19 protein-coding genes are annotated in these 24,599 nt (G+C 50.6%); 7 read left to right on the forward strand and 12 right to left on the reverse strand.

Annotation, left to right across the window (positions count from 1 at the left end; all coding sequences use genetic code 11):
- Positions 1 to 156 precede the first annotated feature (156 nt).
- The 3 genes from C8275_RS12725 to C8275_RS12735 all read right to left on the reverse strand — a co-directional run bounded on the left by C8275_RS12725 (position 157) and on the right by C8275_RS12735 (position 2,992).
- On the reverse strand, positions 157 to 720 hold the full coding sequence (locus tag C8275_RS12725; RefSeq protein WP_022384656.1) for an RNA polymerase sigma-70 factor: 564 nt from the start codon (positions 718 to 720) through the stop codon (positions 157 to 159).
- Between the two features lie 311 nt (positions 721 to 1,031).
- The gene (locus tag C8275_RS12730) at positions 1,032 to 2,315 is read right to left on the reverse strand and encodes a HAMP domain-containing sensor histidine kinase (RefSeq protein ID WP_106625434.1); all 1,284 of its coding nucleotides are present in this window, start codon (positions 2,313 to 2,315) and stop codon (positions 1,032 to 1,034) included.
- Positions 2,312 to 2,992, reverse strand: coding sequence for a response regulator transcription factor (locus C8275_RS12735; protein WP_106625435.1), 681 nt, complete (start codon positions 2,990 to 2,992; stop codon positions 2,312 to 2,314). The genes C8275_RS12730 and C8275_RS12735 overlap by 4 nt, the downstream gene beginning before the upstream one ends.
- A 188-nt stretch (positions 2,993 to 3,180) precedes the next feature.
- On the opposite strand from C8275_RS12735, the gene C8275_RS12740 reads away from it, so the two are divergent.
- The 3 genes from C8275_RS12740 (at position 3,181) to C8275_RS12750 (ending at position 8,271) form a co-directional block, all read left to right on the forward strand.
- Complete coding sequence (locus tag C8275_RS12740) at positions 3,181 to 3,723, forward strand: hypothetical protein (protein WP_234395770.1); 543 nt, start codon at positions 3,181 to 3,183, stop codon at positions 3,721 to 3,723.
- A gap of 545 nt (positions 3,724 to 4,268) precedes the next feature.
- On the forward strand, positions 4,269 to 6,218 hold the full coding sequence (locus tag C8275_RS12745; RefSeq protein ID WP_106625436.1) for an ABC-F family ATP-binding cassette domain-containing protein: 1,950 nt from the start codon (positions 4,269 to 4,271) through the stop codon (positions 6,216 to 6,218).
- A 7-nt stretch (positions 6,219 to 6,225) separates the two neighbouring features.
- Positions 6,226 to 8,271, forward strand: coding sequence for a M13 family metallopeptidase (locus C8275_RS12750; RefSeq protein WP_022384661.1), 2,046 nt, complete (start codon positions 6,226 to 6,228; stop codon positions 8,269 to 8,271).
- 348 nt (positions 8,272 to 8,619) lie between these two features.
- Here C8275_RS12750 and C8275_RS12755 read toward each other — a convergent pair whose 3' ends face one another.
- The 7 genes from C8275_RS12755 to rsmA form a co-directional block, all read right to left on the reverse strand.
- Positions 8,620 to 9,078 carry a DUF4293 domain-containing protein gene (locus C8275_RS12755; protein ID WP_106625438.1) on the reverse strand — a complete coding sequence of 153 codons (459 nt, stop codon included), beginning with the start codon at positions 9,076 to 9,078 and terminating at the stop codon, positions 8,620 to 8,622.
- A gap of 2 nt (positions 9,079 to 9,080) precedes the next feature.
- Positions 9,081 to 9,416 (reverse strand): DNA-directed RNA polymerase subunit omega, encoded by a 336-nt coding sequence (locus C8275_RS12760; protein ID WP_022384663.1) that lies wholly within the window; start codon positions 9,414 to 9,416, stop codon positions 9,081 to 9,083.
- Positions 9,417 to 9,446: 30 nt separating this feature from the next.
- Complete coding sequence (locus C8275_RS12765; RefSeq protein WP_106625834.1) at positions 9,447 to 10,253, reverse strand: outer membrane protein assembly factor BamD; 807 nt, start codon at positions 10,251 to 10,253, stop codon at positions 9,447 to 9,449.
- A 105-nt stretch (positions 10,254 to 10,358) separates the two neighbouring features.
- Positions 10,359 to 12,392 (reverse strand): excinuclease ABC subunit UvrB, encoded by a 2,034-nt coding sequence (uvrB, locus tag C8275_RS12770; protein WP_106625439.1) that lies wholly within the window; start codon positions 12,390 to 12,392, stop codon positions 10,359 to 10,361.
- A 146-nt stretch (positions 12,393 to 12,538) separates the two neighbouring features.
- Positions 12,539 to 14,389, reverse strand: coding sequence for a DUF349 domain-containing protein (locus tag C8275_RS12775; protein ID WP_106625440.1), 1,851 nt, complete (start codon positions 14,387 to 14,389; stop codon positions 12,539 to 12,541).
- Between the two features lie 231 nt (positions 14,390 to 14,620).
- Positions 14,621 to 15,967: a magnesium transporter gene (gene mgtE, locus C8275_RS12780; protein ID WP_022384667.1), complete on the reverse strand. Its 1,347-nt coding sequence runs from the start codon at positions 15,965 to 15,967 to the stop codon at positions 14,621 to 14,623.
- Between the two features lie 5 nt (positions 15,968 to 15,972).
- The gene (gene rsmA / locus C8275_RS12785) at positions 15,973 to 16,779 is read right to left on the reverse strand and encodes a 16S rRNA (adenine(1518)-N(6)/adenine(1519)-N(6))-dimethyltransferase RsmA (RefSeq protein ID WP_106625441.1); all 807 of its coding nucleotides are present in this window, start codon (positions 16,777 to 16,779) and stop codon (positions 15,973 to 15,975) included.
- Positions 16,780 to 16,890: 111 nt separating this feature from the next.
- Here rsmA and C8275_RS12790 point away from each other — a divergent pair, with 111 nt between their 5' ends.
- Both C8275_RS12790 and C8275_RS12795 read left to right on the forward strand, forming a co-directional pair.
- Positions 16,891 to 17,868, forward strand: a complete 978-nt coding sequence (locus C8275_RS12790) for a lysylphosphatidylglycerol synthase transmembrane domain-containing protein (RefSeq protein WP_106625442.1) — start codon at positions 16,891 to 16,893, stop codon at positions 17,866 to 17,868.
- 81 nt (positions 17,869 to 17,949) lie between these two features.
- Positions 17,950 to 19,410 (forward strand): aminoacyl-histidine dipeptidase, encoded by a 1,461-nt coding sequence (locus C8275_RS12795; RefSeq protein ID WP_106625443.1) that lies wholly within the window; start codon positions 17,950 to 17,952, stop codon positions 19,408 to 19,410.
- A 107-nt stretch (positions 19,411 to 19,517) separates the two neighbouring features.
- Here C8275_RS12795 and C8275_RS12800 read toward each other — a convergent pair whose 3' ends face one another.
- Positions 19,518 to 20,201: a DUF2461 domain-containing protein gene (locus C8275_RS12800; protein ID WP_199881926.1), complete on the reverse strand. Its 684-nt coding sequence runs from the start codon at positions 20,199 to 20,201 to the stop codon at positions 19,518 to 19,520.
- A 656-nt stretch (positions 20,202 to 20,857) separates the two neighbouring features.
- Positions 20,858 to 22,156 (reverse strand): ATP-binding protein, encoded by a 1,299-nt coding sequence (locus C8275_RS12805; protein WP_106625837.1) that lies wholly within the window; start codon positions 22,154 to 22,156, stop codon positions 20,858 to 20,860.
- Positions 22,157 to 22,686: 530 nt separating this feature from the next.
- Here C8275_RS12805 and C8275_RS12810 point away from each other — a divergent pair.
- The gene (locus tag C8275_RS12810) at positions 22,687 to 23,301 is read left to right on the forward strand and encodes an RNA polymerase sigma factor (RefSeq protein WP_106625444.1); all 615 of its coding nucleotides are present in this window, start codon (positions 22,687 to 22,689) and stop codon (positions 23,299 to 23,301) included.
- Between the two features lie 77 nt (positions 23,302 to 23,378).
- On the forward strand, positions 23,379 to 24,560 hold the full coding sequence (locus C8275_RS12815) for a FecR family protein (protein ID WP_106625445.1): 1,182 nt from the start codon (positions 23,379 to 23,381) through the stop codon (positions 24,558 to 24,560).
- The last annotated feature ends 39 nt before the right edge of the window (positions 24,561 to 24,599 follow it).

The following is a 24,599-nucleotide window of genomic DNA, read 5'->3' on the forward strand; positions in this document are numbered from 1 at the left end:
AAAACGACATTTCTCATCATGTTTTATATAGATTGCGTATATCCGGACGTTGGGACGACACACCACCCACTCCGGTAAAATAAGGCTCATGAAAAGGCAGAGGCGTGCTCGCGAGGAGTACGCCTCTGATATTTAAGAAGGCAGACAATCCCCCTTTCAATAATAAAACAACAAGTAGAACAACGGCAGATAGTCTTTCAAACTGACGCGAAGCACCTTCAGGGCTTTACCGATGTGATACTCCACACTCTTGACCGACAGGCCTACCGCTTCGGCAATCTCCTTGTTGCTGCGGTTCTCAAAGCGGCTGAGCATGAAGATGTGACGAGTCTGTTCGGGGAGGGAGGACAAGGTCTGACGGATGATGTGGGTCACCTCTTTGGAGAAAATCTCGTCGGGGTTGCAGGCTTCGAGGGTGGACAGACGGATGGACAGCTCCTGCATCCGCCAGGCTTCCAGCTCACTGCACGAACGCAACTCCACCTCCCGGTGCTTCAGATAGTCGAGAGACTTGTGCTTCAGGATGGTCAGCAACAAGGGGAGGACAGCCTCCTGGGCGACCGGGCTCTCCTTCAGCCTCTCCCACAACTTGATCAACGACTCCGAGGTGATGTCTTCCGCCACCAAATCGTCGTGCACGTAAGACTTGGTAAAATAGAAAGACCGTTTATACAGACTCGTATAGATTTGACTGAACGAGTCGGCAGTGTATCCGTTCATGTGTATTCTCCTTAAAAACTTGACACAGCAAAAGTATATCATTTCCCGAGAAACACCAAAAGGGACAGCTCCCTCTTTCGGAGACGGACGCCGGTGAGTTTCCACATTCACACTTTTCAGCACACCAAACAAACTTTCTTCCTTACATCGTTTGTATTTCATCGAAATATCCTATCTTTGTCAGAAGGAAAAACAAGTAAAACTGTTTTTGATAGGTGATTATAGTTTTTTAGATTGTGTTTGTGTTGAGGGAGGGATGTCGTGATGACATTCCTCTCTCTCTTTATGCCCGCATGGATGTTGATTGTTTTCTAGGGCTTCTTCTGCTGACGGATGCTGAAGTGATGCATCTCGTCCCGGTATTCATAGTGCACCTCCAGCCCCGACAGTTTGCAGATACCGGCGACAATGGACAGTCCCAGTCCGGTCGAGCCTTCCTGCTTGCTCCCCTTGTAGAAACGTTCGAAGATTTTTGTATGGTCAAGCGGATACCGGACACCCGTGTTGCTGATGCAGAAGGTGTCCGCCGTCAGGGTGATGACCAGACGGCCGCCGTCGGTGTTGTGGACGAAGGCATTCTTCAGCAGGTTGGTCACGAGGGTCACGGCGAGCGTCTCGTTGAGGACAAACGTCAACCTCGCCTCTTCACGGACGCTGACGGCAATGTCACGGTATTCATAGACCTCGCAGTAGTCATCCAGGTAGCGGCGCACAATGTGGTTGAAGCAGACGGGACGGACGTCGGCAAACTGCTCGTTCTCGATTTTCGACAGCAACAGGAGCGACTTGTTGAGCTTCGTGATGTGCTCCAGGGTCTGGTGTGTCTTTGCCAGCTCCTCCAGCTGTCTCTCCGTGATGTCCTCATCCTCCATCAGCATCTCCAGACGGTTGCGGCAGATGGCAAGCGGCGTCTGCAACTCATGCGAGGCATTGCCGATGAAACGCTTCTGCTGCTCGAACAGCTGTTCGTTGCGGGCGGCATAGAGGTTGGCGGCATCATAGAGGGTACGGAACTCGGTGATGGTGTTCCGGTTGGGGAGCGGCTCGTTCTTCTGCCCGACGCGGTAATGCCTGAACCAGTCGAGCAGGCGGTAGAGCGGCTGCATGCTCCGGTAGAACACATAGATGTTGAGCACGATGATGATGACCAGCAACGTGGCATAGAGCAGGCTCGTCCAAATCAGGATGGAGTGTATCACGTCGCGCTTCTCGATGGTGGGCGTCATCACCACCAGCTGAAAATACTCCCCCGCCTCATTCTCGAAGATGGTCCTCAGGATACGTGCCGGCTCGGTCTCCCGTTTCTCCTCGATGTAGACCATCTCGTCGGCATACTCGATGCTCGGGTGTGTCATGGCATAGTGCCCGTCCACCCGGACGAGGTAGTACTGGTTGTTCGAGCCATTGTCTTTCGACGGAAGCTGCTCGCCGCTCAAGGCACGGATGATGATGGTCTCCGAGTAATCCTCCAGCGAGTCGTCCACCTCGTCGTTGATTTCATCAATCATCGCCACGTAGAAGAGCACCGCCCACACCGACAGTATCAGGGTGACGGCAACAGACAGACGGAGTGTGACGTGCGATATGAGTTTCATGCTTCCCGGGTGAATTTATAGCCGAACCCGTAGACAGCCTTGATTTCGGCAGTGGCTCCTGCCGCCTTCAGCTTCTTGCGCAGGTTCTTGATTTGTGCATAGATGAAGTCATAGTTGTCCACCTGGTCGATGTGGTCTCCCCAGACCGACTCGGCAAGGGTGGACTTGTTGACCAGCCGTTCGGGACGGTTCATGAAGTAGAGCAGGATGTCATACTCCTTGCGGTTCAGCTCCAGTTCCCTTTCACCGACGAACACCTGGTAGGTGTCAGGTGCCACGGTGATGTTGCCGCAGGTGATGCGGTTCTCTCCCCCGTGATGGTTCCGGCGGATGACACTCTTGATGCGTGCACTCAGCTCCGCCAGATGGAACGGCTTCGCCAGGTAATCGTCGGCACCCAGGTCAAGCCCCGTCACCTTGTCCTCGATGGAGTCCTTGGCAGAGATGATGATGACATTCTCCTTCTTCCGCATCTTCTTCAGCTCCTCCAGCACAGCCAGCCCGTTGCCGTCCGGCAACATGATGTCCAGCAGGACACAGTCATAGTCGTACGTGCCGATTTTCATCATGGCAGTCCGGAAGTCGGGAGCACACTCCACGACATATCGTTCTTTCTCCAGCGAACGCTGCATCAGTTCGCGCAAGGAGGCTTCGTCTTCAATGATGAGCAGTTTCATAGATAAATAAGGTATTTCATGTTTCCCGTTCACAGACAGACGCTCGTCCGCCCGTCGTCGCACTGCAAAGAAAGAATTATATTCTGAAATAAAGTTGAAAAAACAGGAAATATTTGCCACCCGAAGCATCGTCGGTCTCTTTACCTGCCTATCTTTGTTACAGTGTAACCCTTAAAACAGAAATGACAATGATGAAGAAATGGATACTCATGGTAGCCTTTGTGCTGGGCACGATTCCCGCCCTGGCTCAATCCGTAGTCTATGACCAGACAAGCAGCAACGGCGTACGTACGCTGATTTGTGAAGGTATCAACCTGGGCGTTGTCGGCGACACCGACGTCAATGTCGGACTTGCCGGCTTCAACTACGACGGCACGGTGCTCTATTCACTGGCAGTGGTCGTGGGTTCAGGCAGCTCGGTGACCATCCCTGCCGGCAGCAAGTGCGTGCTCACCCTCGCCAACGGCAAGCAGTATGAGTTGGAAAGCGTATCAGGCGGCACGGCTGTATTGCAGAACATGGACGTACAGATGGACCGCGTCTACCAGTCCTACCAACGCTTTGCCTACTACAACATCAAGAAGTCGATGCTGAAAAAGCTGAAGAAAGGCATTGCACGCATCGAGTTCCAGATGCAGCCGCGCAGCTATGCCGCATCCTTTGATGCCGACTCGCTGGGCGCACTGCTGCTCAACTCACGCGAGGTCATCGACACGACCTTCGGAAAGTAAGGAAGGCAAGTGCCGCTGCACACGTCCAAGCCGCAGCGGACCACGTTGCAAAGGAATCAGGCAGGAGGAAAATCAGATTGGTTTTCTTCCTGTTTTTGTATTTCCCCGCTCCTCCATACCCATCCTCTGCCAGGCGAAACCCCTCTTTGCCGTAGAAGAAACCTCCTTCAGCGGAAGGGAGAAACAGACGGATATTCCTCTCTTCTCGGATTCCTCACCAAAGCAATCCAAGTCCCACGCCGTGGGAATGTGAGTTCCACGCCGTGGGAATGCGAGTTCCACGCCGTGGGAATGCGAGTTCCACGCCGTGGGAATGCGAGTTCCACGCCGTGGGAATGCGAGTCCCATGCCGTTGGGAATGCGAGTCCCATGCCGTTGGAATGCGAGTCCCATGCCGTTGGGAATGCGAGTCCCACGCCGTGGGAACTCTCATCTCCCCCCGTGGGGTATATGTACTGCTGTTGAAATTTCTTGCAGCGGATGGCAGTCCGTTCATGACAAACTGCTATCTTTGCCCTGCTAATAACTATAGAATCAGCCAAGAAGTGATATCAGTTGAAAATTTAAAGGTGGAGTTTGGCGTCACCCCGCTATTCGACGACGTGTCATTCGTCATCAACAAGAAAGACCGCATCGCCCTGGTCGGGAAGAACGGTGCCGGCAAATCCACCATGTTGAAGATTCTGGCAGGGCTGCAACGACCCACATCGGGCGTGGTTGCCGTGCCGCGTGAAGTAACCATCGGCTATCTGCCGCAGGTCATGGTGCTGAGCGACGAGTGTACCGTCATGGAAGAGGCGGAAAAGGCATTTGAACACATCGCCGAGATGCAGGCAGCCCTGGAACGGATGAACCAGGAACTGGCAGACCGCACCGACTACGAGTCAGAGAGTTACCACGCACTCATCGAACGTTTCACCCGCGAGAACGAACGCTTCCTCATGATGGGTGGAACGAACTATCAGGCAGAAATAGAACGCACCTTGCAGGGACTGGGCTTCAGCCGTGCCGACTTTGACCGTCCGACGTCAGAGTTCAGCGGCGGATGGCGGATGCGCATCGAGCTGGCAAAGCTGTTGCTGCGCCGTCCGGATGTGCTTCTGCTCGACGAGCCGACGAACCACCTCGACATCGAGAGCATCCAGTGGCTGGAGAATTTCCTGGCAACACGGTGCAACGCCGTCGTCCTGGTGAGTCACGACCGCGCATTCATCAACAACGTGACAACGCGCACCATCGAAATCACCTGCGGACGCATCTACGACTACAAAGTGCCTTACGACGAGTTCGTGAAGCTCCGCAAGGAACGCCGCGAGCAGCAGCTCCGTGCCTACGAGAACCAACAGAAGCAGATACAGGACACCGAAGAGTTCATCGAACGCTTCCGCTACAAAGCCACCAAGGCGGTACAGGTGCAGAGCCGCATCAAGCAGCTGGAGAAGATTGTCCCCATCGAAGTGGATGAGGAGGACAACTCTGCCCTGAGACTGAAATTCCCGCCTGCCATGCGCAGCGGCAACTACCCCGTCATCTGCGAGGATGTGCGCAAGGCATACGGCGAGCACGTGGTGTTCGACCATGTCACTCTCACCATCAACCGGGGCGAGAAGGTGGCGTTCGTCGGCAAGAACGGCGAGGGAAAGTCCACGCTCGTGAAGTGCATCATGGGAGAGATTCCTTTCGACGGGAAGCTGACCATCGGACACAACGTACAGATAGGCTACTTTGCCCAGAACCAGGCACAGCTGCTCGATGAGAACCTCACCGTGTTCGACACGATAGACCGCGTGGCGACAGGCGACGTCCGTCTGAAGATACGCGACATCCTGGGAGCCTTCATGTTCGGCGGCGAAGCGTCGGACAAGAAAGTGAAGGTGCTGTCGGGCGGTGAACGCAGCCGCCTCGCCATGATCAAGCTGCTGCTGGAACCGGTGAACTTCCTGATTCTCGACGAACCGACGAACCACCTCGACATGCGCTCGAAGGATGTACTCAAGGATGCCATCCGCGACTTTGACGGCACGGTGATTGTCGTCAGCCACGACCGTGAGTTCCTCGACGGACTGGTCACCAAGGTCTATGAGTTCGGAGGCGGACAGGTGCGCGAACACCTGGGAGGCATCTACGACTTCCTGCAGAAGAAGAAGATTGACTCTCTCCAGCAGTTGGCGGCTCCCACCCTGTCGACTTCACCGACTGCCACCAAGACGGAAGAGGCTCCAGTCTCGGAAGCCAAGCTGAGCTATGAGGCACAGAAGGAGCTGGCGAAGAAAATCCGCAAGGTCGAGAAACAGGTTGCCGACTGCGAAACACGCATCGAAAAGCTGGAAGCGGACATCGCCGCACTCGAAACCCGGATGGCAACTCCGGAAGGGGCGTCGGACATGAGCCTCTACGAACAGCACACAGCCCTGAAGAAGGAACTGGATACCGCCGTGGAGGAATGGGAGAATGCCTCGATGGAACTGGACGAACTGAAAGAACAAACCAATTAGTTACGCTATGAAGATAAAACATTGTTTACCCATTGTCACGCTGGCCATGATGAGCCTGGCCGGTTGCGACAAGAAGCCGGCTCCGCTGACTGCCGGCATCAATCCCGCCGACATGGACACGACCATCGCTCCGGGAACAGACTTCTACCACTATGCCTGCGGTGGCTGGATCAAGAACCATCCGCTCACGGCAGAGTATTCACAGTTCGGCACGTTCAACGAACTGCGCGAGAACAACCGCAAGCAGCTGCACGACATCATCACCGCCCTCGCTGCTCCTGAAGCAGAGAACCAGCCGGGAAGCATCGAGCAGAAAATCGGCGACCTGTACAACATCGTGATGGACTCCGTCCGCCTGAACAACGAGGGCATCGAGCCCGTCCGTTCAGACATGAGCGCCATCCTTGCCATCAAGGAGAAGGACCAGATTCTTCCGGCAATGAACCTGCTGATGATGAAGGGTACACCCGGATACTTCGGGACCTACATCGGTGCTGACATGAAGAACAGCAGCATGAACCTGGTGGGCGTATGCCAGGGAGGCATCACACTGGGCGAGAAGGAATACTACCTCGACAACGACGACAAGACCAAAGAAATCCGGGAGAAATACAAACAGTACATCGTCAACCTCTTCAAGCTTTTCGGCACGGACGAAGCGAATGCGAAGTGGAAGATGGAGGCTGTCATGGAGATTGAGACACGCCTGGCAAAAGCATCGCTCAGCGCAGTCGAGCTCCGCGACCCTGCCAACAGCTATCATAAGATGACGCTCGACGAACTGAAGAAGGAGGTGCCGGGCATCAACTGGGACGTGCACTTCAAGTCACTGGGCATCGAGGGACTGAAAGAGCTGAGCCTCGACCATCCGAAGTTCCTGAAGGAGGTGGCAGACATCCTCAACAACGTAGACCTTGACAAGCAGAAGGCCTACATGACCTGGAAGCTCATCAACAGTGCAGCCGACTGCCTGAGCGACGAAATCAGTGCCGAACAGTTCAACTTCTTCGGACGCACGATGTCCGGACAGCAAGAGCAGTCAGCCCGTTGGAAACGTGCGGTCAACACCGTCGAGGCTTGTCTGGGTGAAGGCTTGGGACAGATGTACGTGAAGAAATACTTCCCCGTGGAAGCCAAAGAGCGGATGCTTGCTCTCGTGAAGAACCTGCAGACCTCCCTCAAGGAGCGCATCCAGGCTCAGGAGTGGATGAGCGACAGCACCAAGGCACGTGCTTTCGAGAAGCTCGATGCCTTCTACGTGAAGATTGGTTATCCCGACAAATGGACGGACTACACCGACCTGACCATCGACAAGTCGTCCAGCTACTGGGTGAACGCACAACGTGCCAGCATGTTCGGATGGCGCAAGATGATTGCCGACAAGTATAACAAACCGGTGGACCGCGATGAATGGCAGATGACTCCGCAGACCATCAATGCCTATTACAACCCGACGACCAACGAAATCTGTTTCCCTGCCGGCATCCTGCAACCGCCGTTCTTTGACATGGCAGCCGACGATGCCTACAACTACGGCGCCATCGGCGTAGTCATCGGACACGAGATGACTCACGGATTCGACGACCAGGGACGTCAGTTCAACAAGGACGGCAACTTCATGGACTGGTGGGCAGAAGGTGATGCCGAGAAGTTCAATGCCCGTGCACAGGTGATGGTGGACTTCTTCAACAACATCAACGTCCTCCCCGACCTGAAGGCAAACGGACAGCTGACATTGGGCGAGAACATTGCCGACCACGGCGGTCTGAACGTCGCCTTCCAGGCTTATAAGAATGCAACGAAGGATGCCCCGTTGGCAGACAAGGAAGGCTTCACGGCTGACCAACGTTTCTTCCTGGCTTATGCCCGTCTGTGGGCGAACAATATCCGCGAAGAGGCCATCCGCAACCTGACGAAGAGCGACCCGCACTCTCTGGGCGAATGGCGTGTGAACGGTGCGCTGCCGCACATCGACGCGTGGTATGATGCGTTCCACATTACCGAGAACGATCCGCTCTACATCCCGAAGGACAAGCGGGTCAACATCTGGTAAGCCCGATACGGTTTACTCTGTGAACGTGTAAGAGACTTGAGCAGGGAAAGAAGCCGACACCCCGGTTTCTTTCCCTGCTTCTTTTATGCCCTGGTCCCGGACAATCACTATCTTTGCGGAAACGACCGATACTATATAAAATCACGGTAGACGACCATTCACCAAGCAAATACAATTGTCCGACGGATTGAAAACAAGTGATTGATTTGCCTGGCACAAGAGCTTGATCGGACAAGGACTTGTGTTTGTCCGATTAAGCGCAAATGTCCAGAGGACGATAACCCAAAAAGGCTGTGCCACAAAAAACGTGACACAGCCTCTATTTGAATACTATCTAATATAATCCGATTACCTCAGACGGTCGGCAGCCCGCACCAGACGCTCGTCCTTGCGGATGCCACGGATGGCGAGCAAGTCAAGAATAATGGCAACCAGTGGAAGAACCGCTCCGGTACCACAATGGAAAGTGGCACCTGCCAACTGCTCATTGTACGCCATCAGGAAGGCAGCAAACGTCGCATACCAGCCCAACGTGACCAAGATGTTGAAGATTGTCAGACGTACCTGCAACTTACGGTTCTTATACAGAAAGATGGTCGCAAAAGTAATGATGGCAGCGAGCAATGCAATGGCAAAGATACCCCAGCATGAACCGTCACGTCCTGCCCCGGCAAGCTCCAGACCGTAAGCATAGAAAGACGACAGACTGCCGTCCTGCCCGACATAAAGCCCCAACGGCATGCTCATGGTCACACCCATCAGTACCACGACCAGCAACAGATAAGCACTTTGTATACGCTGAATCATACTTACTGCAGTTTCTCTTTCTCCTTAGCAGGATTTCTGAAATACACCTTGCCCTCGATATACTCTTGCGTAGCAATCAGCGTCGGCTTCGGCAATTTCTCATAGTAACGCGAAATCTCGATCTGCTCCCTGTTCTCAGACACCTCGTCCATGCTGTCGTTGTAAGAAGCAAACTCCTGAAGCTTCTTCGAAAGGTCGTTCTTGATTTCAACACTAATCTGGTTGGCACGCTTACCGATGATAACCACCGTTTCGTAAATGTTGCCTGTGTCCTCACACAGTTCCATCAAGTCGCGTGTCACCGTAGTGGTGGGCGCATTCGTTTTTCTGTAATCCATAATTCTTCTATTCCTTATTATATACAATGACTAGTCTTTGATATGTTTGTTCGCTTCATTGAACATCTTGTCGACGTCCTTCAGGTACTTGCTTTCAGGGAATTCGTTCTTGAAGGCATAATACTCGTCAACCACGTCGCGATAACGCTCTTCCCGCTTCTCGACGACACTCTCGCTCGCCATTTTGTACTTCGCCAGGAACACCAGGTAAGAAAGGTCCTCGCGACGTTTTGCATACGGGAAGTCCTGCAAGGCATTCTGCGCCGTGATGACACACGAACGGTAGTTGTTGCCCATGTAGTTGCCCAGGTTATAGTACAGACGCGCCGAGAGATATTCTTTCTCCACCAGCTTGTCCTGCAACTCGAACATCATCCGCTGTGCCTCATCCTTGTAAACACTGCTCGGATAATACTCGCAGAACACCTGGATTTCATTGATGGCTTCAAACGTACTGGTCTGGTCCAGACGAGGCTCGGGGGTATCATTATAGAGTGACTTGCAAGTGTAGAAACGTGCCAGCTCGGCAAACTCGCCACGCGGATACGTCGTGTAGTATTTTTTAAACGTTGAAGAAGCCTCCAGCCAGTCGCCTTGCCCGTAGTAACACATGGCAAGCATGTAAAGTGACTCTTCTGCCTTGCCGCTACCTTTCAGGATGGCAATCATGTCATTCAGCACCACAGAGGCTTTGGTATACTGCCCGCTAAAGAAATATTCCTTGGCAGCTTCATAGCGGTATGAATAATCCTGGCTCTTGAGTACCTTGTTATAATCTCCACACGATGTCATCAGACAGGCAGAAACTAAGGCTATTGCAGTTATACTTTTCTTCATCATACTTCAAAATAATGTGCAAATTTATAGAGAAGCGGTGAATAAGCCAACGAAGCCCTTCTTTTTTAAGCTATTTTTTCGAAGCTGACGGAGTTTTCAGGCCTTTCAGTCAGCTTTCTCCTTCAGCAGGTCTTCGAGCTTGAGCAGTTCGTCACGATATTGGGCTGCCTGGATGAACTCCAGCTTCTTGGCGGCATCCTGCATCAGTTTGCGGGTACGCTCGATGCTCTTCTCAAGCTGCGGACGGCTCATGTACTCCACCACAGGGTCGGCAGCCATGCTGGCATAGTCCGGTTCCACGTATGCCTTCGGTTCCCGGGTATCGGCTTGAGTCTCCTCTCCTGCCCCCAACAGGGCTGCCGTGGTACGCGCCTTCTTGATTTGTTGCGGTGTGATGCCGTGTTCCTCATTATATGCCAACTGCTTGGCACGCCGACGATTCGTCTCGTCAATCGTCTGTTGCATGCTGTCGGTGATTTTATCGGCATACATGATTACCTTTCCGTTGACATTGCGGGCTGCACGTCCTGCCGTCTGCGTCAGCGAACGGTGACTGCGCAGGAAACCCTCCTTGTCCGCATCGAGGATGGCAACGAGCGACACTTCCGGCAGGTCCAGTCCTTCACGCAGCAGGTTCACCCCGATGAGTACGTCATAGATGCCTTGGCGCAAGTCGTCCATGATTTTCACCCGTTCCAGTGTGTCGACATCGCTATGGATATAGTTGCAACGCACCTCGTTGCGTGCCAGGTAGTCTGTCAGTTCCTCCGCCATGCGCTTGGTCAGCGTGGTCACCAGCACACGCTCGTTTTTCTCGATGCGCTGCTGGATTTCCTCCATCAGGTCATCGATCTGGTTCAGACTGGGACGTACCTCAATGACCGGGTCAAGCAGGCCCGTGGGACGGATTACCTGCTCCACCACGACTCCCTCGCTCTTCTCCAGTTCATAGTCTGCCGGAGTGGCGCTCACATAGATGACTTGTTTGGCAAGTTCTTCAAACTCTTCGAATTTCAGCGGACGGTTGTCAAGTGCAGCCGGAAGCCGGAAGCCATAGTCCACCAGATTGGTCTTACGGGCACGGTCTCCTCCGTACATGGCACGTATCTGCGGCACACTCACGTGGCTCTCATCGATGACAATGAGGAAGTCTTCGGGAAAGAAATCCAGCAAACAGTAAGGACGGGTACCGGCAGCGCGTCCGTCAAAATAACGGGAGTAGTTCTCAATGCCCGAACAGTGCCCCAGCTCACGAATCATCTCCATGTCATACGTCACACGTTCATACAGGCGTTTGGCCTCGAAGGGTTTGCCTATCTCCTTGAAGTATTCCACCTGTTTTGTCAGGTCGTCCTCTATCTGGTGAATGGCACGCAAGGTACTCTCCTTGGTTGTCATGAAGAGGTTTGCCGGATAGATGCGGAACTCGTCATAGTCCATGATGCGGTGCCCGCTCACGGGGTCTACTTCCTCGATGGCATCAATCTCATCATCCCAGAACACGACCCGCAACAGGTTGTCACTGTATGCCAGGAAAATGTCTACCGTATCTCCTTTCACACGGAAGTTGCCGCGATTCAGGTCCATGTCGTTGCGCACATAGAGGCTGTCGACCAACCGGCGCAGGAAGACGTTCCGGTCGATTTTCTGTCCACGACGTACATCGATGACATTGTCGTAAAAGTCTGCCGGGTTACCCATGCCGTAGATGCATGACACCGACGAGACCACCACCACATCCTTCCGTCCGGAGAGCAGAGCCGACGTGGCAGCCAGACGCAACTTGTCTATCTCGTCATTGATGGCAAGGTCCTTCTCGATATACGTGTCCGTCGAAGGCAGATAAGCCTCCGGCTGGTAATAGTCATAATAGGAAACGTAATATTCCACCGCATTGTGCGGGAAGAAATTCTTGAATTCGCCGTAAAGCTGTGCGGCGAGGGTCTTGTTGTGACTCAGGATAAGCGTCGGCTTGTTGACATTCTTGATGACGTTGGCAATGGTGAACGTCTTGCCCGAGCCGGTCACTCCCAGCAGGGTCTGTGCCGGTGCTCCCTCCAGTACGCCTTCTGTCAGTTGTGCGATAGCCTCCGGCTGGTCACCGGTAGGCTGATAATCAGATACCAATTCAAAGTCCATAACTCATATCCTCCTTCATTGGTTAGGAAGTGCAAAGTTATGGATTTTCACCGATACCACCGCGCATCCCCTCATGAGGAATAGCAAAAAAGCAACACAGCCCCACCTTAACGATGGAGCTGTGCAGAACTATTGCAAATTGGTTCTTATTGGTTCATGGAGTCTTCCAGGGTACGGATTTGCTCTTCCAGTACCTGCAAGTCCGCCTTCAGCTTGTCGACCTTGCGATTGATTTCGTTGACCAGGCTGTTGCCCTTCTTGGACGCTGCCGTGAGGAAGCCCAGGTTGTTCTCATACGTCTGTATTTCACTCTTCTTGGCTTCATACTGACGAATCAGCCGTTCGCGCTCGCGCTGCATGCTGTTGCCCTCCTTGCCTGCCATTTCCTTTACGTTGGAACGGAAGTTGGTCATCCGGCGTTGGGCTGCGGTCAGGTTGAGTCGGTCAAACAGTTCATCGACCAGCTTGTGGAACTCCTTGTAGAGCTTGTCTTTGTCACGGAAGGGCACATGTCCCGTATTGTTCCATTCCTTGATGGCATCGCGGACGGTCTTTTCCGTATTTTCATCATCGGGCTGTTCCACGAGCGCCTTCAGACGTGCCAGGATACCCCGCTTCGTCTCCAGGTTATCCAGTTCGGCAGAATGCTGGGACGAGGTGGCACGCTTCTTCTGCTCAAAGAAATAGTCACAGGCAGAGATGAAGCGCTTCCATACGGCATCCGAATATTTCTTCTGTACGGGACCGATGGTCTTCCACTCTTTTTGCAGACGCGTCAGCTTGTCACCGGTCTCCTTCCAGTCAGTGCTGTCCTTCAAGGCCTCAGCCTGTTCGCAGAGTGCCTTTTTCTTGGCAAGGTTGTTGAGCAACTCCTCTTTGAGCAACTTGAAGTACTCTCCCTTGCGCTTGAAGAAGTCATCACAGGCCCGGCGGAAGCGTTCGAAGATTTTGACGTTCATCTTCTGCGGGGCAAACCCGATGGTCTTCCACTTGGCTTGCAAGGCAAGTATTTCCTGGGTCTTGTTTTCCCAGTCGAGGAAAGTCTTCAGCTTGTCATACTCAGTAGCCTCCACAATCTCACAGATGACCGTCTTCTGGTCCAGGTTGTGTTGTTCTTCGGCCTTCAGCTGTTCGAAGTGCTGCTGATGCCGACGATTGACAGCCGTAGACGCAGCCTTGAAACGTGCCCAGACACTCTCCCGTAGCTCTTTCGCCACAGGTCCCGTGTCGCGGAACTCCTGATGGAGCTTTTGCAACTGGTGGAAGGCAGACACCACGTCCGGTTCGTCAGCCAGCCGTTCGGCAGCCTCACAGAGGTGCGTCTTTATCTCGAGATTCTTTTTGAAGTCATATTCGCGGAACTCATTGTTCAGTTTCAGGATGTCATAGAACTTCTCCACCTGCACCTGGTAGCTCCGCCAGAGTTCATTCACCTTGTTGGCAGGCACCAGCTTGATGTCGTTCCACTCCTGTTGCAGTTGTTTGAAGGTTGCATAACTCTTGTTTGCATCTTCAGGACTCTCTATCAGCTCTTTCAGCTTTTCAATGATGGCAAGCTTCTTCTGAAGGTTCTCTTCCTTCAGCTGTTCCTGCTGTGCCAGCAGCGCATTCCGTTTCTCCTTGATGTCCTTCATCACCTCCTTGTAGGTCTCCTCGTCGGGGTCGGGTGCAGGAACAAAGTCCTCTTCCGTTCCTCCGTTTTCGACGAACGCTTTGCGGGCGGCATCAGTCTCAGCCTTATGCAGTTTGTAGAAGTTCTGTTTCAGGAAGTCCAGTTCAGCCTTGTCGGCATGCTCGATGTCCTGAGCCAGTTCTTTCAAACGTTCAATCACTTCGGCTTTGGATGATTTCAGTTCATAGGTCGCTGCTTTTTCATTTTCCATATCCGCAGTGTCGAGATTCTCGGTTTGGGGAGTTTCTTCGGGAGCTGCTTGTCTTGTGTGTTCTTCCAATTCCTCTGGTTGCAGAGCGGCATTGGTATTAAGAGAGTCCGTCATTGTTGAAAAACATTTTTAGTTATCGGGATCCTTCTTCCCACTGTGGTTAGTTAAGCTTGGCCGGTGCTCAAACCTGTCAGTCAACAAACCTGCACGGACGGCAACTGGAGCGTCCGATGGCTGCTTGTCGACCGACTCTGTCGGGCACAGGCAAAACTTCAGTCGAATAATAACGACAAATTAAAGCAATAATCTTTTTATATCATAACAAAAACTTAGGTTTTTTGCGGTTTAGGCCAATAATTCAGTCACTCCCATGTAAATCATCATGCCAATGATGTCGTTTGTAATGGAAATGAAGGGTCCGGTGGCGATGGCGGGGTCAATCTTCAGCTTCTCCAGGGTCATGGGGACAAGTGTGCCGAAGATGGAGGCGAACATGACCACACAGAACAGGCTGATGGAGACCGAATAGGTCACGGTGCTGGTGGCTCCGAACCGTACGAAGTTGTAGATATAGACCAGCATGGATATGATGGTAGCATTGATCAGTGCCACGACAGCCTCCTTCGCGATTTGCTCAAACGTCCGTCCTGCATCGAGCGAACTGTTCGCCAATCCCTGCACGACGAGCGCCGAGGACTGTGTACCGACGTTTCCGCCCGTACCGCCGATGAGGGGGATGTAAAGTGCCATTTCGGGATGGGCAGCGAACACGCTGTCGAAATTTCCAAGTATCAACGAGTTGCAGATACCTCCAATCATACCGATGAGCAGCCAGGGAAGACGGGCACTGGTCTGACGGAACACGCTGTCATGTGTCTCGACATCCTGCGAGAGACCGGAAGCCAACTGGTAGTCACGTTCCGCCTGTTCGCGCACCTCGTCCATGACGTCATCGACAGTGATGCGCCCCACCAGACGTCCGATGCTGTCGACCACGGGGACAGCCACGAGGTCATACTTCTCGATAATCTGCACCACCTCCTCGACAGGCGTGTCGACATGCACCGACACGGGGTCCTTCTTCATCACGTGCTTCACCTTCGACACCGAAGGACTGGTAATCATCTTCTTCAGTGGGAACACACCGCGCAGGCGTTCATCGTCGTCAATGACATAGACATAATAAATCTCGTCCATCTCCTCGGCCTGCAGCCTCATCTCACGCAGACATTCGGGCATACTCCAGTTCTCGTTGACGGTGACCATCTCCGTACCCATGAGACCGCCGGCAGTGTCCTCGTCATATTTCAACAGGTCGACGATATCCCCTGCCTGCTCGATGTCCTCGATGTGCGAGAGGACCTCTTCCTGCTTGTCTTCGTCCATGTCGCGGATGATGTCGACGGCATCATCAGAGTCCATGTAGTCGACGAAACGCTTGGCAATGGTTTCCGACGGGAGGATGTCCAGGTATTTCTTACGGGCGTCCTCGTCCATCTCGATGAGCACGTCGGCAGCCTTCTCGTTGTCCAGCTGATGGAAGATGAAACGTGCCTCGTCGGTATCCAGCTCACTGCACAGCTCGGCAAGGTCGGCAGGGTGAAGGTCGGCCAGCCGCTCTTTCAGTTGTACCGCATCTTTCTGCTCGATGAGTTCGCTGATTTCGTGAATGAAGTCTTTCTCTATTTCCATGATGGTTATGCTTCTTTCTCCGTCGGAGTTTCAGCCAAAGCCTGCGCCACCCGGTTGGTCAGCCCGATGAAGTCGGCTACGGACAGCTGCTCGGGACGCTTGTTGAACAGCTCGTCGGCACAGAGCGGATGGTCCTTGCCCAGAATCGGCTTGATGGAGTTGCGCAGCGTCTTGCGGCGTTGGTTGAAAGTCGTTTTCACTATCTGTTTGAAGAGTTTCTCGTCGCATCCCAGCGAAGTGGTTTCATTGCGCGTCATGCGAATGACGGCACTCTTCACCTTGGGAGGCGGATTGAACACATGCTCGTGTACGGTGAAAAGATATTCCACCCGGTACCATGCCTGGATGAGCACGCTCAGGATACCATAGGTCTTGCTGCCCGGTCCTGCCGCGATGCGCTCTGCGACCTCTTTCTGTATCATGCCTGTGCAGCAGGGGATGAGGTCCTTGTAGTCGAGCATCTTGAAAAATATCTGACTGGAGATGTTGTAGGGGTAGTTGCCTGTCAGGACGAAAGGACGCCCCTCGAACAGTTCCCGCAAATCCATCTTCAGGAAGTCACACTCAATGATGTTGCCCTCCAGCGCCGGAAAGTTCTCATGCAGGTAAGCCACCGACTCATAATCCAGCTCCACCACCTTGACCGGTCGTTGCTTGGGCAGGAGGAACTGTGTCAGCACGCCCATGCCGGGTCCTACCTCGAGAATGGGAATGTCGGGACAAGCATCGACCGTGTCGGCAATATCTTGTGCGATGGTTAAGTCTTTCAGAAAATGCTGTCCCAGGAATTTTTTAGGTTTCACCAATCTCATAGCCTTATTTTATGGTAGTTTTGTATGTGGTTTGTCTCTATCCTTATATCTTTGCATCAATTTGCAACACGCAAAGGTACATAGATTCACATAAAATTAAGATAACAACTGTTGAAAAAGATACTAAATACCTGCCTGAAGATTGTATTCCCGTTCGTGCTGGGAGGCGCCATCCTCTACCGTACTTACCGCGACTTTGACCTTTCCCGTGTGGGCGATTACCTGTGGAACCTCGACTGGTTCTGGATGACAGTCTCGCTCCTTTTCGGTATCCTGAGCCATGTGTTGCGCGGATGGCGGTGGAGACAGACGCTGGAACCGATGGGGGAACATGCCCGGATGAACAACTGTGTCAACGCCATCTTCGTGTCCTATGCCAGCAACATGATTATCCCCCGACTGGGAGAGATTTCGCGTTGTGGCATCCTCTCGAAGTATGACGGAGTCTCGTTCTCCAAAGCCCTGGGGACAGTGGTCACCGAACGGCTCATCGACTCGCTCTGCGTCCTGCTCATCATCGGGGCTACCCTGCTGCTCAACATACACATCTTCGATGCCTTCTTTGCCAAGACAGGCAGCAACTTCAGCTCCATCAGCGAAGCCCTTTCTTCACCTATATTATATATAGTCGGCGTATCGGTGCTGGCCTTCCTCCTTCTCCTCTATTTCCTGGTGCGCAAGCTGGCTTTCTTCGGACGCATCAAGGGCATCATGTACAACGTCTGGGAGGGAGTGCTCTCACTGCGCAAGGTGAAGAACCTGCCACTGTTCATCTTCTATACGGCAGCCATCTGGCTCTGCTACTTCCTCCACTTCTACCTGGCATTCTACTGTTTCGACTTTTCCGCCCACCTGGGTTGGGTGGCAGGACTTGCCATGTTCGTGGCAGGCAGCATCGCCGTGCTTGTACCTACCCCCAATGGAGCCGGTCCGTGGCACTTTGCCATCATCTCCATGATGAGCCTTTATGGCGTAAGTTGGGAAAATGCAGGAATTTTTGCACTGATTGTGCATGGAATCCAAACTTTATTGATAATTTTGTTAGGCGTTTATGGATTAGCCATACTTGCGTTTACCAACAAGAAGTAATTCGAGCGGAAAGGAGGACCGTCTGCTATCATTTTGACAGTTCTCCAATTCGTCAAGCCATACATTTAAACCTTAAAACACATGAGTACAATTTTGTCATTAGCTCCACAGAATGTGTGGAAACATTTCTACGGACTGACCCGCGTTCCCCGTCCTTCGGGTTTCCTGGCACCGGTTCAGCAGTTCTTACTCGACTTTGCAAAGAGCGCAGGTGTCGAGGCTGTCAAGGATGAAGCCGGCAACATCATCATGCGCAAGCCTGCCACTCCCGGTATGGAAGACTGCAAAGGTGTGATTCTCCAGGCACACATGGACATGGTTCCCCAGAAGAACAACGACACCGTACACGATTTTGAGAAAGACCCGATCGAGACCTACATCGACGGCGAATGGGTGAAAGCCCGTGGCACGACACTGGGTTCGGACAACGGTATGGGTGTTGCAGCCATCATGGCCGTGATGGAAGACAAGACGCTGAAGCACGGTCCGTTGGAAGCTCTCATCACGGCTGATGAGGAAACCGGCATGTTCGGTGCATTCGGTCTGAAACCCGGAAGTCTGAAGGGAGAAATTCTCCTGAACCTGGATTCGGAAGACGAGGGCGAACTCTACATCGGTTGTGCCGGTGGAGTGGATGTGACAGCCACCTTGCAATACAAGGAAGCTGAGGTAGACCCGGAAGACGTGGCCATCAAACTGACCCTCAAAGGGCTGCGTGGCGGACACTCCGGTCTGGAAATCAATCAGGGCCGTGCCAATGCCAACAAGTTGCTGGTACGTTTCGTCCGTGAAGCCATCGCTGAATATGAAGCACGCCTGGCAAGCTGGAAGGGCGGCAACATGCGCAATGCCATTCCCCGCGAAGCAGATGCCGTGCTGACGCTGCCTGCTGAGAACGTCGACGAATTGCTGGAGCTGGTGAAAGAGTATGAAGCACTCTTCAACGAAGAATATCATGCCATCGAGACACCCATCACCTTCAAGGCCGAACGTACAGAATTGCCGAAGGGAGTTGTGCCCGAAGAGATTCAGGACAACCTCGTGGATGCCATCTATGCCTGCCAGAACGGTGTTTGCCGCATGATTCCGACCATCCCCGACACCGTAGAGACATCGTCCAACCTCTCCATCGTGACCATTGACGGAGGTCAGGCACAATTCTGCCTCCTGGTGCGCAGCTCTTCGGAATCCATGAAGGAATACCTTGCCACTTCGCTCGAAAGCTGTTTCTCCATGGCAGGCATGAAAGTCGAGATGAGCGGAAGCTACTCCGGTTGGAATCCTGACGTAGAGTCTCCCATCCTCAAGGCGATGGTAAAATCATACGAAGAGCAGTTCGGAGCAGAGCCTGCCGTGAAGGTCGTGCATGCAGGATTGGAGTGCGGCATCATCGGTGCCATCATCCCTGGTCTGGACATGATTTCATTCGGACCGACACTCCGTTCACCCCACTCACCCGACGAACGTGTATTGATCCCGACCGTGAAGAAGTTCTATGACTTCCTCGTGGCAACCCTGGCAAACACGCCGAAGAAGGTCTGACACTTTCCCATCGGCTCGCCGACTGACGGGCCGTCCCTGTATACCTGACGCAGGATGACATGGAACAGAAATCCATGGCGTCCTGCGTCATTTCTTTTATCCGGTCATCAGACCGCCTCATCAATCGCAGCATTCACAAAATCCAGGAAGGGCTTCATCACCTGAAAGACCTCGGCGGAACGTTCCAGCCAGTCCGCAGAAGTAAAAAAGGACTCGGGGACAGGATGGAAACACGAATAGTCCTTGCAACGGATGTACTCCGGATAAGGGAAATCCTTCGGGAAACCCTTGGGGACTGTTTTCACATGCGTCTCGCCGATGACGGGAAACAACGTGTGGAACGGGTCGGACCCGACGATGGCATGAAATTCCTCGGGCTGCTCACAGACACTCTGACGCACGGCACGCAGCACGTCTGACGGCAGACAGTATGACCCGCCGGCAAGCATGCAGTTTTCAGGCTCCAGGTGGAAATAGTAACCACCCTGGAACGCCTTCTTCCCCTTGGCATTGATATAAGCGCCAAAATGACGTTTATAGGGAGACTTGTCCGGAGAGAAACGGGTGTCACGGTAAAAACGATAGGTACAATCCCCCACACCGAGGTATTGCACAGCCGGGTCAAACACGGTGATGCGGGCAATCAGTTCAGCCACCATACTCTCGAAGGCTGCACGGGCGGCATCATACTCCTCGCGGTGTTCGTGAAACCACTCGCGGTTGTTGTGTACGGCTATATCACGTAAAAATTGCAGGCACAAGGCTGCACGGGAATCATCTGCTTGTTTCATAGAAGGTCGGTATTTGTTTCCGGCAAAAATAGACATTCCCGTTGAATTGACCATACCTGCACCCACCCTGCGAATATCAGAATGACAGCATTTCCTCCTCTTCTCTTGACAGAATCACCCAAAGTGCCTCTTTCAGCTAACGCGCCTTTTTGAGAAACCGACCAAAGTAGGTTATTTTAAGAATATCCATGCAACTCCGGGCGCATATATATTCCAAAGAGACCCCGGACTTGCATATTCATGCACTCAAACAATATTGTTTGAGAAACCAAACACAAGTGTTTGACGCGTGAAACAATATTGTTTGACGACCCAAACAATATTGTTTCGTCAGCCGAACACTTGTGTTTGCCTCTCCAAAGTCCGATTTTATACTTGCAATACATTTGTTTGCAAACTTTCACCTCCAGTTTGTACGACAGATGCATCTTTTGAAAACTATCATTCAGCCAATATCATCCATCTCAGACAAGCAATATCTCATTTCACAAGGCATATTTCAATCATAATTACATTCAAGAAAGTCAATCAGCATCAATCTGTATTTTGCAAATCGCCTGAAAATTCAAAAAAAATCCATCAAGCCGTATTTTGGTGCAAGGAAGGGCACTCTCAAGCGATTCGTTTGACACTTTGACAAATTGACAACGTCTCTCCTACTCATCCAGAAAATAGGAAGTCACCGCATAGAGCGGGACATTGGTCACCCAATCTTGCTCACGATAGTCGGACATCGAAAAACGCAGCCCATGCATATCCGGATGAGAAGCCACAAAAGTAGAAAGTGACTTTGAACGGAGATTTTCTTCCGCTTTCGCTTCTATCGGAACAATTGCATTCCCATGCTGAATCAAGAAGTCAATCTCCAACTTTGCATTGTTGCTATAATAAAAGACCGAAGTATCAGACGTAGCCACCAACTGACTCATCAGGTAGTTTTCAGTAAAAGCTCCCTTGGACTCCTCCATGCCATTTTCCGATACCAACAATAGCTCAGGAGGTGTTTCACTCATGGCGCCCAACAAGCCACAGTCTAAAAGGAAAAGTTTAAAACTGGACATATCTACATAAAACTTCAGAGGCATCTTAGCCTCATTGACTCTTTCGACCTTATAAACCAATCCTGCATCCATCAGCCACTGAATAGCGACTTCAAAGTCTTTTGCACGTCCTCCCGGTTTTGCTACACCGTAAATAAACTTCTTGTTTTCTTTTACCAACTGAGAGGGCATGGATTGCCACACCATATTGATGCGATTGGACTCGGAAACAGGCACATGCTTTGATATATCTTTTTGATACGTATAAAGAATATTATTTTGGATTTCTCTCACAGCAATGGCATCGTTCGTATCCACAAACATATTGACCGCTTCAGGCATTCCCCCTACAAAATAGTATTCGCGCAGGATTCTGATATACTCACTCTTCAGGAGCTTCAACGTCATCCAATCCTTGGAACGGAGAATATCGAACAGCTGCTTCTTGCCTTTAGCCAATAAGAATTCGTCAAACGTCATTGGATAAATATGCAAAACATCTACCTTGCCAACGGGAAATGACTCTCCTTTGTGCATAGTAATTCCCAGCAGGGACCCTGCGACAGCGACATGATACTGAGGTGCATTCTCACAAAAATATTTCAGAACGGACAGTCCACGTGGCGATTCTTGTATTTCGTCAAGGATAATCAGAGTCCTACCGGGTTCTATACTTTGTCCTGTGATGGCACCAATTGCAAGAATTATACGCTGCATATTATAATCCTCCATAAAAAGGTTCTTTGCCAGGACATTATCTTCACAATTGATGTAAGCCACATTCGCAAATTCTTCTTCACCAAATCGCTTCAGAATATAGGTCTTGCCAACCTGACGTGCACCTGCCAGAATAAGAGGTTTGCGGTCCTTTTTATCCTTCCATTTTCTAAGCCGTTCTATAATATTCCTATACATACTAATATACAATGAGTTGATTATACATTTTACGCAAAAATACATTTTTTCGACCGAACTTTCACCCTAAAACAACACTTTTCCTACCGAACTTTTGCCACAAAACCACATTTTTCCTACCGAACTTACACCATAGAACTAATAGTATCCTACATAAGATGAAGGAATGATGCTGCTCACAGCATTGCAGAATCTCCCAAACAGTGATGGCTGAACTCAACGTAGGAAGGCTTCACAAGGTAGTCTGACAACTGACATCAACCTCTAATTCACGCATTCCTAGAAATCGACTCAACGCGTTGAAGCCTTGAGGCATTTTCTCGGGCAGTAAGCGAAGTCATGATTGTAGTAGCGGAATTTATCCAACAGAATCCAATGAGTTGCAAGGCAGATTATTGACAATGACAGGAAGTTGGCTACCCTCAAAGCATATGTTCTGGCTGCCCAATTATTAAATCTATAATTTGAGTATTTAGTCTTATGATATATTTTATAATTTTGTCAGCAGAACTAAGACTCATAACCTATAAATGGAATATACATTGAAATCGAATTCATTGTTTATAGATAAGACAGGTCTATTAAACGGTTTACAAAGAGGTGAAGAACTCGCTTTTGCTTTATTGTATAACCAGTATGCCGATTTGTTGTATTCCTATGGAACTGGATTAGGGTTTGCAAAAGAAGACATTGAAGATTCCATGCAAGAGGTATTCTGTAATCTCTATTTAAATCACTCAAAGATTAATGAAATCAACAATTTGAAGTTTTATTTGCTTCGCGCTTTGAAAAATCGCCTGCTGAATGCTTCTCATGCATCCAAAACACAGAGTTTTATAGATGTGGAGAATGTCGACTTTTATACGGATGTGACAATTCTGGACGATTTAATAGATGCAGAGGATAGGGTTGTAATTCAGAAAAAAATCCAGTCTTATCTTGATGCGTTAACCGGACGACAACGTGAAGCCATTTATCTTCGTTACATTGAGGACTTGGATTATGAAGAAATTGCAGAGTTGATGAATATGACCGTTCCCTCAGTACGTAATCTGGTATTTAAAGCTATTAAACAACTTCGGAATTCCAGCATTCCAAGTTTGATATGGCCAATTCTGTTTTCATTTGTTAAAATTAGATTGTAATTGCATTTTGTCTTCAAAAAGCGATGATATTATTATGATTTCTCTGTCTTTGTAAGAAAAAGACAGAAAATCATAATATGCAGAACAAACATATAAGTGAGAATTATGTAGATTTCCAAGCAAAGGATTTTGTGACGGACATATATTTCCTTCAGTGGTGCTTGCTCCCGGATAAAGAAAATACAGAGTTTTGGGAAGAATTCTGCGAGCAACATCCTGAAAAGGAAGAAGACGTGCAACGGGCTATTCAGCTTGTCCGTTCTGTACGTTTGAATTATAGATTAGCTTCAGAAGCTGATAAAAAGAACAATACCTTGCGCTTGCTCAGCTTTATCCGTCAGCAGAAACGCAAGGAAAAAAAGAAAAGAATATATGCTGTCTGGGGAGTAGCGGCATCAGTACTGATTGCTGTATTGTTTTTAGCTGCACCTAGGTTTGTATCCTCTGATTCATTTGTAGCTTCTTCGAAGTACGTGGTTCCTGATGACCAAAATATCCAACTCACATCTGGTAATAATCAGGTAATATCCATGTCAGATTCTTCCGAAATTGTTTATGACCGCCAAGGCGATATAGAAATCAATGGAGAACACCATGATTTGAATAACCGGGAAGAAGTTACTGAGAGCAATCAGAAACTGGTTGTTCCTAAAGGCAAGAAAGCTTCTATCCGGTTGAGTGATGGCACTCTAGTATGGATAAACTCAAATTCAGCAATAGAATTTCCAGCAGTTTTCACAGGAACAGAACGTCATTTAAAGGTTAATGGCGAAGTATATCTAGAAGTAGCCAAAGATCCAGAAAAACCTTTTATTGTATCAACTCCTCAATTTGATGTAGAAGTGTTGGGAACAAAGTTTGGCGTTTCGTCGTCGATTGATAAGTCCCAATATGTTGTATTGGTCGAAGGTTCAGTGCAGGTTCACACTCCGTCAGGGCAGACTTCCTGTTTAAAGCCGTCTCAAATGTTTGGAATAGACAAGGGTGGCACCTTTATTCAGGAGGTAGATCCCTATAAATATGTTTCATGGAAAGATAATATACTTTATTTCAACGGAGAAAGTCTGCCGGAAGTCCTAGTACGCTTGTCACAACAATATGCAGTCGACCTTATATGCAACATCAATGTATGTCAGGTTCAGTTCTATGGCAAGTTGGTATTAGAAGAACACATCGAGAATGTATTGGATAATATATCCGTTTTGTCACCAATTAAATATGAAACGCGGAATAATAAGATTATTGTAAGTTTAAAGTAAGTAAGAGAAATTCAAATAGATAGGATAATAGATTCGATA

This window comes from Bacteroides sp. Marseille-P3684 (assembly GCF_900291465.1).
Taxonomy (GTDB): domain Bacteria; phylum Bacteroidota; class Bacteroidia; order Bacteroidales; family Bacteroidaceae; genus Phocaeicola_A.